General features: G+C 32.0%; 15 protein-coding genes. 11 read left to right on the plus strand and 4 right to left on the minus strand.

Annotation, left to right across the window (positions count from 1 at the left end; all coding sequences use genetic code 11):
* The first annotated feature begins 113 nt into the window (after nucleotides 1-113).
* The 3 genes from JOOMADRAFT_RS03935 (at nucleotide 114) to JOOMADRAFT_RS03945 (ending at nucleotide 2791) form a co-directional block, all read left to right on the plus strand.
* The gene (locus tag JOOMADRAFT_RS03935; protein WP_008611471.1) at nucleotides 114-845 is read left to right on the plus strand and encodes a polyprenol monophosphomannose synthase; all 732 of its coding nucleotides are present in this window, start codon (nucleotides 114-116) and stop codon (nucleotides 843-845) included.
* 182 nt (nucleotides 846-1027) lie between these two features.
* Nucleotides 1028-2365 carry a dihydroorotase gene (locus JOOMADRAFT_RS03940; protein WP_008611472.1) on the plus strand — a complete coding sequence of 446 codons (1338 nt, stop codon included), beginning with the start codon at nucleotides 1028-1030 and terminating at the stop codon, nucleotides 2363-2365.
* Between the two features lie 9 nt (nucleotides 2366-2374).
* A complete protein-coding gene (locus tag JOOMADRAFT_RS03945; RefSeq protein WP_008611473.1) occupies nucleotides 2375-2791 on the plus strand; it encodes a DUF4296 domain-containing protein in 417 nt (138 codons plus the stop codon).
* 2 nt (nucleotides 2792-2793) lie between these two features.
* On the opposite strand, the gene JOOMADRAFT_RS03950 is transcribed toward JOOMADRAFT_RS03945, so the two are convergent.
* From JOOMADRAFT_RS03950 to JOOMADRAFT_RS03965, 4 genes are all read right to left on the minus strand, one after another.
* Nucleotides 2794-3789 (minus strand): NAD-dependent epimerase/dehydratase family protein, encoded by a 996-nt coding sequence (locus JOOMADRAFT_RS03950; RefSeq protein ID WP_008611474.1) that lies wholly within the window; start codon nucleotides 3787-3789, stop codon nucleotides 2794-2796.
* Nucleotides 3790-4714: 925 nt separating this feature from the next.
* The gene (locus JOOMADRAFT_RS03955) at nucleotides 4715-5146 is read right to left on the minus strand and encodes a LexA family protein (protein WP_008611475.1); all 432 of its coding nucleotides are present in this window, start codon (nucleotides 5144-5146) and stop codon (nucleotides 4715-4717) included.
* A gap of 232 nt (nucleotides 5147-5378) precedes the next feature.
* Nucleotides 5379-6641, minus strand: a complete 1263-nt coding sequence (locus JOOMADRAFT_RS03960) for a Y-family DNA polymerase (RefSeq protein WP_008611476.1) — start codon at nucleotides 6639-6641, stop codon at nucleotides 5379-5381.
* Between the two features lie 206 nt (nucleotides 6642-6847).
* Nucleotides 6848-7351: a DUF456 domain-containing protein gene (locus JOOMADRAFT_RS03965; protein ID WP_008611477.1), complete on the minus strand. Its 504-nt coding sequence runs from the start codon at nucleotides 7349-7351 to the stop codon at nucleotides 6848-6850.
* Between the two features lie 383 nt (nucleotides 7352-7734).
* Between JOOMADRAFT_RS03965 and JOOMADRAFT_RS03970 the strand changes: the two genes are divergently transcribed.
* From JOOMADRAFT_RS03970 to JOOMADRAFT_RS04005, 8 genes are all read left to right on the plus strand, one after another.
* On the plus strand, nucleotides 7735-8097 hold the full coding sequence (locus tag JOOMADRAFT_RS03970; protein WP_008611478.1) for a BlaI/MecI/CopY family transcriptional regulator: 363 nt from the start codon (nucleotides 7735-7737) through the stop codon (nucleotides 8095-8097).
* Between the two features lie 2 nt (nucleotides 8098-8099).
* Complete coding sequence (locus JOOMADRAFT_RS03975; RefSeq protein ID WP_008611479.1) at nucleotides 8100-9497, plus strand: M56 family metallopeptidase; 1398 nt, start codon at nucleotides 8100-8102, stop codon at nucleotides 9495-9497.
* A gap of 2 nt (nucleotides 9498-9499) precedes the next feature.
* Complete coding sequence (locus tag JOOMADRAFT_RS03980) at nucleotides 9500-9835, plus strand: tetratricopeptide repeat protein (RefSeq protein ID WP_008611480.1); 336 nt, start codon at nucleotides 9500-9502, stop codon at nucleotides 9833-9835.
* A 58-nt stretch (nucleotides 9836-9893) separates the two neighbouring features.
* Nucleotides 9894-10772, plus strand: coding sequence for an IS982 family transposase (locus tag JOOMADRAFT_RS03985; RefSeq protein WP_008610872.1), 879 nt, complete (start codon nucleotides 9894-9896; stop codon nucleotides 10770-10772).
* A 56-nt stretch (nucleotides 10773-10828) separates the two neighbouring features.
* Nucleotides 10829-11611: a tetratricopeptide repeat protein gene (locus JOOMADRAFT_RS03990; protein WP_008611481.1), complete on the plus strand. Its 783-nt coding sequence runs from the start codon at nucleotides 10829-10831 to the stop codon at nucleotides 11609-11611.
* A gap of 410 nt (nucleotides 11612-12021) precedes the next feature.
* On the plus strand, nucleotides 12022-12498 hold the full coding sequence (locus JOOMADRAFT_RS03995; protein WP_008611482.1) for an energy transducer TonB: 477 nt from the start codon (nucleotides 12022-12024) through the stop codon (nucleotides 12496-12498).
* 82 nt (nucleotides 12499-12580) lie between these two features.
* A complete protein-coding gene (gene ruvC / locus JOOMADRAFT_RS04000) occupies nucleotides 12581-13138 on the plus strand; it encodes a crossover junction endodeoxyribonuclease RuvC (RefSeq protein WP_008611483.1) in 558 nt (185 codons plus the stop codon).
* A gap of 2 nt (nucleotides 13139-13140) precedes the next feature.
* Nucleotides 13141-13494: a hypothetical protein gene (locus JOOMADRAFT_RS04005; protein ID WP_008611484.1), complete on the plus strand. Its 354-nt coding sequence runs from the start codon at nucleotides 13141-13143 to the stop codon at nucleotides 13492-13494.
* The last annotated feature ends 132 nt before the right edge of the window (nucleotides 13495-13626 follow it).

Genomic DNA, 13626 nt, shown 5'->3' on the forward strand with positions numbered 1-13626 from the left:
TATCTATAAAGTATAAATTGAACAAAATTTAGCAGATTTTAGCTTAAAACGATGTGAAATTAAACCATCAATGATAGATTAAATGTTATTTTTGTGGCTTCAAGAAAAATAGCATGCAGTCAGATAGCTTAGTAATTATCCCTACATATAACGAAATTGAAAATGTAGAAGCCATAATTCAAGCTGTTTTTGAACTTAAAAAAGCTTTTCATGTGCTTATTGTGGATGATAATTCTCCCGATGGTACTGCTCAAAAAGTAACTTCTCTGCAGGAAAAATTTCCGCAGCAATTACATTTAGAAGTACGAAAAGAAAAGTCGGGTTTAGGAACAGCCTACATTCATGGTTTTAAATGGGCATTAAAACACCATTACGAATACATTTTTGAAATGGATGCCGATTTTTCTCACAATCCAAGAGACCTCATCCGTATTTATAATGCTTGTGTAAGCGAAAATGCTAGTGTTGCCATTGGTTCACGCTATGTAAACGGTGTAAATGTTGTGAATTGGCCATTACGAAGAATCCTACTTTCTTATGGAGCGTCGGTATATGTAAAAATAATTACTGGAATGAAAGTGCACGATCCTACAGCTGGATTTATGTGTTATAAAAGAGAAGTTATTGAAACCATTAATTTAGATGCCATTAAATTTATTGGATATGCCTTTCAAATAGAAATGAAATTTAAAGCGCATCTTCATAAATTTAAAATTATTGAAGTTCCAATTATTTTTAAAGATAGAGAGCTTGGAAAATCTAAAATGAGTGGTAAAATTATAAATGAAGCAGTTTTTGGTGTGCTCTCCCTAAAATGGAATAGCTTATTTAGAAAAACTGTCTAAATAAAACTTTGTATTGAAATTAGAATCAGAAGAAATGAAACCCTCATAGAGGGATTTATTATAGACAAAACAAACGCCTCCACAAAAAGGGGTGAATAAAATAAAGGCTTTTAAGAAGTAGCGATTTTTTTCTTAATTACATAATAGTCTTAAAATCAATTGTTTAACCTAAATTTATTCGTGTGAAGAAAACTATTATAAAAAACGCCACTATTGTAAACGAATTTCAACTATTTGAAGGGGATGTGCTAATTGAAGGGGAGTTTATAAAAAAAATAGGGAAAAACCTTTCTGCTGAAAATGCAACGATTATAGATGCTGAAGGAAAACTTTTAATGCCTGGAATTATAGACGACCAAGTTCATTTTAGAGAACCAGGACTTACCCATAAAGGAACTATTGCTACAGAAAGTAGAGCTGCTATTGCTGGTGGGGTAACTACTTTTGTGGAGCAGCCAAATACCAATCCGCAAACGGTTACTATTGAAAAACTAGAAGAGAAAATGGAGATTGGAAAGCAAACTTCTTTTGCTAATTATTCTTTTATGTTTGGCGGTACTAACGATAATTTAGAAGAATTAAAAAGGCTTGATAAAAATGCCTGTGCGGGTGTAAAGCTCTTTTTAGGATCTTCTACTGGGAATATGTTAGTAGATAATGAGGAGGTTATTGAAAAGATTTTTTCGAATACCGAACTTGTAATTTCTGCACATTGTGAAGATGAAACTACTATAAAAAACAATTTAGAAAAATATAAAGCGGAGTTTGGTGATGCTATTCCGATAAAATACCATCCTATAATTAGAAGTGAAGAAGCTTGTTATTTATCATCTTCAAGAGCTATAGAATTAGCTAAAAAAACGAATGCTCGCCTACATGTATTCCATGTATCTACTGCAAAAGAAACCAATCTTTTTAGAAATGACATTCCGTTAGAAGAAAAAAGAATTACTGCAGAAGTTTGTACGCATCACCTTTGGTTTTCGGATGCCGATTATGATGAAAAAGGGACCTTTATAAAATGGAATCCTGCCGTAAAAACTGCCGCAGATAGAGACGGACTTTGGGAGGCTTTACTAGACGATCGTATAGATGTTTTAGCAACCGACCATGCCCCACATACATTAGCAGAAAAACAAAATATTTATACCAATGCTCCTTCTGGTGGTCCGCTGGTACAACACACCTTATCGGCACTTTTAGAAAAGGTAAAAGAAGGAAAAATCTCTTTAGAAAAATTGGTACAAAAAATGTGTCATAATCCTGCAATTCTTTTCAATATTGAAAAAAGAGGCTATATTAAAGAAGGTTATTTTGCAGATTTAGTATTGGTTGATAGAAATAGTAGTTGGACGGTTACTAAAAACAACATTCTTTACAAATGTGGTTGGTCTCCTTTTGAAGGAACTTCTTTTAGCGCACAAGTAACACATACATTTGTAAACGGAAATTTAGCATACCAAAACGGAAAAATATCTGAAGAAAGAAATGTAAAAAGACTTACTTTTAACAGAGATTAAATTAAAGAAATGAAGCAAGTAGGGTTATTTTTATTACTTTTTATTGCATTTTTAGGATGTAAGGAACCTATTGTGGATAAGCCAGAAAAGCTTATCGATAAAGATGTTATGATTGATATTTATTATGACATTTCCATTCTTAATGCCTCAAAAGCTACTGCTGCCAATAAATTAGAAGAATACAATTTTGATCCTGAGGAATATATTTATAGAAAGTACAATGTAGATAGCGCACAACTATCTCAAAATAGTATTTACTATACTTCCAATCCTAATGTGCAGTTAGAAATGTTTACAGAGGTTGAAAAAAGACTTCAGAAGTTGAAAGATTCTATTGATAGCAAATTAAAGAAAACTCAAAATATAAAAGTTAAAAAAGCTGAAGAGAAAGCTGTAGAAACTCCTACTAAAGCTCCTGAAAAATAATTCTAATATGCGTTTTTAGCTACTATTCTTTTTATAGTTTCCTCTAAAGGGATAAACTTTACATGAAGTTTATCCTGAATTTTAGCATTGCTATACATAGTTTTGGTTATTAAAGAATGAGCTGCGTTTTTTGTTAATTTTCTTTTTCGCCACGGAAACAATGCTAATAGCCAATCTAAGCGCCATAACAGGCTTAATTGCCATTTTGTAAGGGCTCGGCTAGGTTGCTTCTTATTTAATGCTTCAGCAATTGTATGAAGCGTTTTTTTATAACTCATATTTGCCCCAATAACAATAAAACGTTCATTTACAATATTAGCTTGCATTCCTTGTACTAAAGCTTCCACCACGTTTTTAACATCTACAAAAGCTGTACTTCCTGGTGGGTAATGAGATAATCCGTTTTCTATCATTTTAAAAAAAGCAAGGCTTGGAGCTTCTTTAAAACCTTCGCCTAAAACAACTCCTGGATTTAAAATAATAACAGGTAATCCTTCTTGTGTACCTCTCCAAACCTCCATTTCCGCACCAAACTTGGTAATTGCATACACATTATTCTCTGCTTCTGGATTCCAATAGGTAGTTTCGTCAATAGTATCCAAGGTAACCTTGTCTCCTAATGTTGCAATAGAGCTTAGATAACACAATTTTTTAACCGCATTGGCAATACATAAGTTAACAATATTAGCTGTGCCTTCAATATTAGTTTTTCGTAACTGGCGGTATTCTGAGGGGTCAAAAGAAATAAGTCCTGCGCAATGATATACATGTGTTACATTTTCAAAAGCTATTTCTAGCGCAGGAATATCGGTAATATCGGCAGGAATCCATTCTATTTTATCATATTGAATAGCTTTTCCTTCTGAAGAAAAGAAATCTTTTACAAAGCTAAGTTTAGCTTCATTTCTATAAATAGCCCTTATCTTTTCTTCTGAATGAGATAGCTTTAAAAGCAAATGTGCACCTATGAGTCCTGTTCCCCCAGTTACTAATATCATGCGACTAAAATACAACTCTTGTTTGATAAGTAAAGTAGATAAAGAGAAATTGTGAATAAAAGAAGTAGGCTTTAGGCTTTAGGCTTTAGGCTTTAGGCTTTAGGCTTTAGGCTTTAGGCTTTAGGCAAAAAAAAGTTTTTCTGAAATATCACAACAATATAACTCAATAACTTATTAACTTTTTGACTCAAAGATGCAAAGTGGCAAAGGTTCAAAGTTGTAAATGCCTCAATTTGAGGATTTGAAGATTTGGAAATGAAATGAAGACGGAAGACAGAAGTCGGGAGTTGGGAGTCTTGTATTCAGTAGGATTTAGGAAGTTTTTTTCTTTGTAACAACGTAACTTTTTACTTCGGGCTTCGGACTCCTGACTTTTTCAATCCTTCAATCTTTAAATTTTTCAATAAAAAAAGTGTTCAGTATGCAGTTTTTTCATTGTAACATCGTAACTCCATAACAGCGTAACTTTTACTTCAGGCTTCCGACTTCTCTCTTTTTCAATCAAGAGTCAGGAGTCAAGAAAAATCTATATTCTCTTCTCTTTATTCTTGTTTCCTTATAACAGCGTAACTTTTTAACTCAAAGATGCAAAGTGGCAGAGGGACAGAGTTATAAATTTGCTAATTTGGAAATGAGGAAATGAAATGAAGACGGGAGTGTTCAGTTGACAGTTACAGTATGCAGTTTTTTCATTGTAACATCGTAACTCCATAACAGCGTAACTTTTTGACTCAAAGATGCAAAGTCGCAAAGGTTCAAAGTTGTAAATGCCTCAATTTGAGGATTTGGAAATGAAAAAAAGTCAGAAGACAGAAGTCGGGAGACAGAATGCAGAAGGAAAAAACTTTCCTAAAACATCGTAACAACATAACAACATAACAGCGTAACTTTTTACTTTTTTACTTTACAAACTTTCAACTATAAACTATAAACTTTTAATTACATAAGTAACAATACCCCAGATGATAAGTTCGTCGTTTTCTTCGACTTTTATAGGTTTGTAACGCTTATTTTCGGGCATTAAGAAGAGTTCTCCTTTTTCAATTTTAAGTCGCTTTACCGTAAATTCCCCTTCAATAAAACACACTGCTATTTTTCCATTTACTGGTTCTATGCTTTTATCTATTATTAATAAATCGCCATCGTCTAAACCAGCACCTGTCATAGATTGTCCGCTAACACGTGCATAAAAAGTAGCTTCTTTATTTTTTATTAAAGCCTTATTGAGATCTATTGTTGTTTCTTTAAAATCTTCTGCAGGAGATGGAAATCCTGCTGAAATTCCGCCTTCCACTACTTGTAATTCTAAAGAAGCATCGGCATCGGGTTTAAAAAAAATCAATTTATCGTCTTTCATGTGCTTATTTTTGGTTGTATGGAATCTACAAATAATCATTCCATTGTGTGTCTAAAAATCAACTACCTCGGGGCAAGCCCACGAGGTATTCAAAGGAAACAAATTTAACTCATTTCGACGCAGAGCCCTTCGGTAAACTCAGCACAGGCTCTGGGGAATTAGACCCTCTATGAGGGATTAAACATGGATATTTATCTGTCTATAATATTACCATCAAAGGTTTTGTGAAATTTCAACGCACCTTTATAATATCGTCTAGATTTGTAGTATAGCGAGGAGAAAGGTGTTCTTGTTTCATTTTCCATGTTCGCTTTAAATCCTGATTTGCAATACGTATTTTTAAATTTCCATATTTATTATTAATTCCATCAATAGTTTTCATCAATTCATGATGTTTTGGATTTTCCTCTAAAAACAAATCTAATTGTCGGGCATTTGTTGGTACCAAACCAGAAACTACCACGCCTGCTTTTTTGTATTTTATTCCTTTTTCATACATACTTTCTACTGCTTGCGTTGCATATTTTACAAGTGTAAGTGTAGAATCTGTAGGATAGGGCAAGGTTATTAATAAACCTGGGCGGTGTTGTTGTTCTTCTTTTTTATGACGATCGCTTCTTAAAAAAACATATATAAAATTACAGCTGCTATGTTGTTTTCTAAGCTTTTCGGCACAACTTCCGGCAAAGGTAGAAATACGTTCTTTTAAATTATCCAGATCCGAAAAAGTATATTCAAAGCTTCTTGTGGTTGCAATTGCTTTTTTGGGTGCAGTAACATCATTTTCGAGTGCTAGAGTAGGCTCTCCTTGTAAATCTTTCTTTAAACGAAGTCCAACAACCCCCAAATTACTCCGTACCCAAGTATCGTCTAAAAGTGTAAAATCTAAAGCGGTTTTAACCCCTCTAACTTCCAATCGGCGTGTATTACCACGGCCAATTCCCCAAACATCTTCAATTTTTGTCCAACGGAGCGCTTTAATTCGTTTCTCTTCCGTATCTATTACATAGACCCCATTAGTACGTTCTTTGTATTTTTTTGCAATTTTATTAGCAACTTTAGTAAGTGCCTTTGTTGGAGCAATACCAATGCTAATTGGCATCCCTGTCCATTTAAAAATACGCTCTTTAATAGCATTTCCTTCCAAAGAGAAATCAATTTTAGCATACATTTCAAACTTTAAAAAAGCCTCATCAATACTGTAGTGCTCCACCAGTGGGGTGAATTGTTTTAAAATATTCATCACCCTAGAACTCATATCGCCATATAAGGGATAATTAGACGAAAAAACATGGATGTGATGTTTCTTAAAAAAATCTTTGTATTTAAAAGCGGGTGCACCCATTGGTACGCCAATTTTTTTAGCTTCATCGCTACGCGAAATAACACAACCATCATTATTAGAAAGTATTACAATAGGCTTGTGGTTAAGCTGAGGCTGAAAAACCCGCTCACAAGAAGCATAAAAGTTATTACAATCTACAAGTGCGTACATACTGCAAAGTTAGGGAATATCCGTTTGCTTAATACGTATAAATTAGGCTTAAAATAACATTAATTATAAGAAGTAAAAAGGGAAAAAATAACTACCTCGAGGTAAGCCTAAGAGGTATTCAAAGCAAACAAATTAAACCCATTTCGATGCAGAGCCCTTTGGTAAACTCAGCACAGGATCTGGGGAATAAAACCCTTAATGAGAGATTAAAACAACAAACTTCTAAACTCCCATACTTTGGCTATATAAATTCCTAAAAAAACTATAGCCACTACAAACTTTAAAAAGGTTCCAGTTAAAAAACCGAGGAAAGAGCCAAAAGCAGCTTTGAGAGCGGTTTTATTATCAGCTTTATTAAGTAGCTCTCCAACAAAAGCACCTACAAAAGGCCAAATTACAATACCAAATAATCCTAAAATTGGGAAAATAATAGAAACAATTAACCCAACTGTTGTCCCTATCATTCCGTATTTACTACCGCCAAAACGCTTGGTACCAGCAACAGGAATAATATAATCTGCTATTACAACTCCTATAGCTACTGCTAAAGTAATTCCCAAAAGCCACCAATTGTTAGGAATGGCTTTGGTTAAATAGAGTAATAAAAGTCCTACCCAACTAATAGGCGCCCCAGGAAGTACTGGTAAAAAACTACCTAAAATACCTATAATTACAAATAAGAATCCGATTACAACAAGTAAAATGTCCATTTATCTTTTTATTTATCTGACTAATATACGGAGTATTTGTTACGCATTAAGAGCCTTTTTTATATAAAAATCATTACTATCCAAGTAAAATACAAGGCCGCTTTGCTATAAGAAAAAAGTACAAAGACTAAATCTTAACTATCATAAAATATGCAGTTTAAAGAAACAATATTACTAAAATCCTCTTTTTTATTCATTTTTATTAATAACATGGGTCTATTTAAAAAACCTCATTTAAAGCTTTATATAAGTGGAGTCTAATAAATTCCGTTAACTATTATTGGTCAACAATTTATAAAAATCAGATTTTTTAACTAAAAAAATAGTTTAAACTAAATATTTAGTTATATTTGTAATCACAATTCAACTAAAAACTTAGTTTAATGAAGCAACTTACAAAAGCAGAAGAAGAAGTAATGCACATATTATGGCAACTAGAGCGTGCCAATGTAGCAGCCATTATAAAAGAATTACCAGAACCAAAACCAGCTTATAATACAGTTTCTACCATTGTAAGAATTTTGGAAAGTAAAGGTTTTGTAGATCATGAACAGGAAGGGAAAGGCTATATTTATTTTCCGCTGACTAAGAAATCGGAGTACAGCAATCAATCTATTAACAAATTGGTAGATGGATACTTTCAAGGTTCTTTTAAGAGTATGGTATCCTTTTTTGTAAAGAAAAACGACATCAGCTTAAAAGAAATGGAGGCTATTTTAAAAGAAATGGAAAACGAAAAAGAATAATTATGACTTACATTATCCAAACCATTGCTTTTCAATTATTGTTTTTAGTTATTTATGATTTCTTCCTAAAAAAAGAAACCTTTTTTAACTGGAACAGAGCATATTTGCTGTTAACACCCCTATTATCGGTTATTCTACCGTTTGTAGAATTGGAAAGTTTTAAAACTACCGTACCTCAAAATTATATGTTTTTACTTCCCGAAATAGTATTAACTGCTAAGGATAATTCTGTTAATGTAGTTGAAACATCATTAATTCCGACATTGAGCATTTTGGAGTGGATTTTTATTATTGGAAGTGTAATTAGTTTACTATGGTTTTTATATAAACTACTTCAAATTCAGCATTTAAAAAAAGAAGGAAAAACACGCTATTTTGAAGGCTACAACCGCATAGAAGTTGCTAAAGAAGATGCTGCCTTTTCGTTCTTTAAAGATATTTTTATTGGAAAATCGCTCTTACAAAAAGAACACAAACATATAATTGAGCATGAGTTGGTACATATAAAAGAAAAACATTCGTTAGATCTTATCTTTTTTGAAATCTTACGAATTGTATTCTGGTTTAATCCGCTTATTTATATCTACCAAGCCCGAATTACCGAATTGCACGAGTTCATCGCCGATGCAAAAACCGTTAAAAACAACAAAAAGGAGCATTACCAACTGTTATTAGAAGAAGTTTTTAAAACAGACAGAATCTCCTTCATCAATCATTTTTTTAATCAATCATTAATCAAAAAACGAATCGTTATGTTACAAAAATCGAAATCTAAAAAAGTATGGCAACTCAAGTATTTAGTGCTTATTCCTATGGTTTTAAGTATGCTTTTTTATACTTCTTGTGAAAAAGAAGAAAGTATAATTACAGAAAAACAAATGTCTATTGAAGAGCAAGTAAGAGAGCTAGAAGCTGCTTTAGAAAGCTCCGATGAAGAATTATCTCCAGAATTAAGAAAACAAATATTTTCTTTAGCTGTAAAGACTTCCAATAAAAAATATAATACCGACAAGAAGTTTGATGCTAGTAAAATAGACCAAGGAGAAGACATTCCTTTTACAGTAATTCCAGTAAAACCAATGTTTAAAGATTGCGAAGGACTTGCTCAAGAACTCCAATTTGAATGTTTTAAAGAAAAAATAGACAACCACGTTAGAGCTACCTTTAAATATCCATTGGAGGCTCAAAACAATGGAATCCAAGGACGGGTGTATATTAATTTCAGAATTAATATTGATGGTTCGGTTACTATTTTAAATTCAAGAGCTCCAGCAGCTTCTTTAGATTTAGAAGCGAGAAGAATTATAGAAGCTTTGCCAACTTTTCTCCCGGGAAAAGACCAAAACGGAAATTTACATCCAGTAACTTTTGCATATCCTATTGTGTTTAAATTAAGCTAAATATGCAAAAAGCTATTGTTTACATTTTTTTAATTAGTTTGATGAAAGTCGGGGCGCAAGTTCCGACTTTAACCACTGCAGAAAACGAGTTTAAAAAAGGAAATTATACAAAAGCCATCAACTTATATTCCGAAATTCATACTGCAAAATCGCAATTACAAATTGCTAGAGCCTATAATGCACTAGGAAATTATGATAAAGCCGAAAAGCAATATCTAGAGGCTATAAAACTAGATACTACTTTATTTGTTGCTCAAAATGAATTAGGAAAGTTATATTTTAAAAATTCAGATTTTAAAAAGGCTAGAATGATTTATTATAACCCGTTGTGCATTTAGAAAAAGTTGTGCAAACTGCTAAAATGCAGTAAATTGTAGTAACCACACTATAATTTATATGCACAACTTTCAAGCAAATTACGACAAAATCCTCAAGGTTTTAAAAGAATTGGATTGTAAAATGGATTATTTACATCAAATCCGTAAACCTAAATTAAGAGATAAAGAGCTTATAGCTATTGATTTAACATCAGAATATATGAGTGTTGATAGTGAATGCCAGCTTTTTCGAATGTTACCTGCTGGTCTATCCAGCAAAATAGAGCGCAGTGTCTACAATAGAAGAAAGCGTAAGTTGTTTTCTTTTAGAGAATCACTTCGCAAGGCATTAGTGAGAAAGTTGAATAAATCTGAGCATTGTTATATTGTTGACAGTATGCCGTTAGAGGTCTGTAAATTATCAAGAAGCGCTAGAAGTAAGATATGTAAAGAACAAAACTACAGTCTGCCCGAAAAAGGATATTGTGCAAGTCAATCAAGCCATTATTATGGATATAAATTACATGCTGTCTGTTCTGCTCAGGGTGTTATCGAAAGTATGGATATTAGTCCAGCCTCTGTGCACGATATTAATTATTTAAAGGATATAAAGCATCAATTAAGTGATTGCATATTACTTGGTGATAAAGGGTATTTGTCGGCTGAATATCAATTGAATTTATTTGAATATCATAATATTAGACTTGAAACCCCTATGAGAACAAACCAGCATAACTATAGGGAGCAGCCGTACGTTTTTAAGAAATCCAGAAAGCGTATTGAAACATTGTTTTCTCAACTTTGCGACCAATTTATGATTCGAAGGAATTATGCTAAATCTTTTGAGGGATTCAAAAACAGAATATTATCTAAGATTACGGCTATGACGGTCATTCAATATATAAACATATTTGAATTCAACAGAAATATCAATAACCTAAAAATCAATATTGCCTAAATGCACAACGGGTTTATTATAGGTTATTTGCTACCGATGCCCCAAATCCTTTTTATATGTATCAACTTGGATTAATAGAGGATGCAGAAGGAAATCCTTTTCAAGCTATTGGTTTATATAAAAGGAGTTATAATTTGGATAGCACTAGTATTAAAAATATCTACCAAATAGGGAAGCATCATTTAATACAAAGGCAGTTAGATTCGGTACATAAATATGCCGATATCGGGTTAAAAATGGCTCCAAATTCTATAGATTTAAACAATTTAAAAGCCTTAGCTTATTTTAATAATGGCGAAAAAGAACCTGCTATTCCATATTTTGAAAAGCTTATTGAATTAAAACAACACAAAACATATATCTATAAAAATTTAGCCGAATGCTACCAATTTGTATGGAAATACGACGAAGCCTTTGAGTGTTACAAAAAAATAGTTGAAATAGATAATGGCGATCCAGAAGGATATCGTGGCTTAGGGAAGCTCTATTGGCGGGAGAAACAATATGATAGTGCTAAAACTAATTATAAAACAGCTATTGAAATTCAAAAAGTAAATTTTAATACTGAATATACAGCCTTGGCACAAATTGCTTTAGATGAAAAGGATATCAAACTCGCAATAGATTATTATAAAAAAGCATATGCTCAAGATGATACAAATTATTTTGCGCTGTATCATGTCTGTTTTTATTCTGATAAATATTATGAAGATTCTAATTACAGACTTCAATTATTTGAAGATTTTATCTATAAGTTTCCAAACATAAAAATCTATAGCGACTATGCTAAAAAACGGATTTCAGAATTAAAAGAAGAGATTCATCTTGCTGCCAATTAAGTAAAGTAAATTCATTTTAATAATTAATCCACTCAAAAATCAACTAGCTCGAGGCAAGCCTATGAGGTATTATTTAATCCTTTTCGACGTAGAACCCTTCAAGATACTCAGGACAAGCTCTAGGTAATAAAACCTTCAATGAGAGATTTAAAGGTAGTACTGTTTTTATAGTAGCCTGAAGATTTTTTACCACAGAATTACGGATATGTGGTTTTCATCCTCTGAAGAATTTCTTGAGAACGTAAAAATAGATTTGTGAATTTGTAGCTTAGATTTATAAAAAATAAAAGGACCTGAAATAAATTGTTAGGCTCTAAATTCAATCTAAGACCAATAAAAATTTCAGCTAAAACTTCATTTATTACTATTTACCCTAAAAAAATTGTAATTTTCGACTTTAAAGTATTTTCATGCAGAAGTTTGGGGTAATTCTTTTTTGCTTATTAATGGTTTCTTGTGAGCTTTTTACTTCAGAAAAAAAAGCTAAAGAAGAAATTATAAAAAGAGAACGGCAGAGTATAAATTGGAACGATGTTGACCAATATCCGCTGTTTGAAAATTGTGATGAAACTGCCCATAGAAATGAGCAGCGACAATGCTTTCAAGAAACTTTTACCCAACACTTTTTAGCTACATTAAGTGCAAGCCATTTGGTAACTCATAAAAATTTAAACGATACTATTAATGTGCAATTACTTATTGGAAAAGAGGGTAATGTTAGTATTCTTCAGATTAAAAAAAATAAAAAAGTAGCTAAAGAAATTCCAGAAATAGATACATTAATTGCCAGTAGTGTAGAAACTTTGCCACGCGTATATCCAGCACTTAAAAGAAACATTCCTGTAAATATAAAAATACAGCTTCCTATTATTTTAAAAGTAGAATAATATGATGTGTTTTGGTTAGCTTTGTTTTCTAACTTAAAAAAGTATCTTAGCTTATATATACTATAACTTTTAACTAAAAAATTTGTCTAAAAAAGAGCGCATTATATTAGGAATAGATCCAGGAACTACCATTATGGGATTCGGACTCATAAAATGTGTGGGACCTAAAATGGAATTGATACAATTGGATGAATTAATCTTAAAAAAATACACCGATCATTATTTAAAACTTCAGAAAATTTTTGAACATACTATTGGTATCATAGAAGCACATCACCCAGATGAAATTGCTATTGAAGCTCCTTTTTTTGGTAAAAATGTCCAATCAATGTTAAAATTAGGAAGGGCACAGGGTGTAGCAATGGCAGCCGGATTATCAAGACAAATAGCAATTACCGAATATTCCCCAAAAAAAATAAAAATGGCAATTACTGGTAGTGGAAATGCTAGTAAAGAACAAGTTGCTAAAATGCTTCAAAGCCTACTAAACTTGAAAACATTACCAAAAAATTTAGATGCCACCGATGGATTAGCAGCAGCTGTTTGTCATTTTTACAACAGCGGAAAAGTAACTTCTACAAAAAGTTATTCTGGATGGGATGCATTTGTAAAACAAAATGAAGCACGTATAAAAAAGTAGAAATGAAATTTGATTTTTTAAATAGCACCCAACTTTTACAAACAGCATCCGATGAAAAGCTGTATAAAAAACTAATTATTCAGTTAAATAAGGATTTAAAATTAGCTAATTTAGAAGAAGAATATAATAGTACTATTTCTCCTGAAAAATTAAAAAGAGATCTCCACGAACTAATTTTTTTATTGATTAACGACCGTTTTGCCGATTATTTAAACTTTCTATATATTATTGATGTTTCGGAAAATGAAGTAAAATTGCTAGACGGAAGTGATGTTGTTAAACTATCTGAAAATGTAACATTTTTAGTGCTCAAACGAGAATGGCAAAAGGTTTGGTTTAAGAATAAGTATAGCTAAATTTTAAAAAAAATAATCAACTCCCTCAAGGTAAACCTAAGAGGTATTGAAATAAAAATAATTTAATCCATTCCACGTAGAACCCTTGCTATTAATAAAAAGAGGATTTTTGAAATATTATTTATTTAAACT

The organism is Galbibacter orientalis DSM 19592, assembly GCF_000260115.1.
Taxonomy (GTDB): Bacteria; Bacteroidota; Bacteroidia; order Flavobacteriales; family Flavobacteriaceae; genus Galbibacter; species Galbibacter orientalis.